Below are 272 nucleotides of genomic sequence, written 5' to 3' on the forward strand. Positions count from 1 at the left end.
ATCGATGGCATCGGTTAAACTTCCATCATTCAATACGTATGAAATGGTGTAGCTGTCTTCACTCCACTGAGCATACAAGGTCGTGTCACTCGTAACATTCCAGTTTTGGACTGAAACCATGCCAGAATCATAGTATTTTGTACCACCAGAGATGGCGGAGTAATAGCCAACAAAGGCATGTTTCACTCTTGTAGGAGCATCAAAGCCTGATGGCATTGATTGACCAAAGATGACTAATCCAGAATCAGTTCCATCAATACCAGATTGTTTAT

The 272-nt window shown here is 41.5% G+C and carries 1 pseudogene; it reads right to left on the bottom strand.

From position 1 onward, the window contains the following. Window positions 1-272: pseudogene (locus AB1471_RS17360) on the bottom strand (hypothetical protein); the annotation flags it as partial.

The organism is Jeotgalibacillus marinus, assembly GCF_040801915.1.
Taxonomy (GTDB): Bacteria; Bacillota; Bacilli; order Bacillales; family Jeotgalibacillaceae; genus Jeotgalibacillus; species Jeotgalibacillus marinus.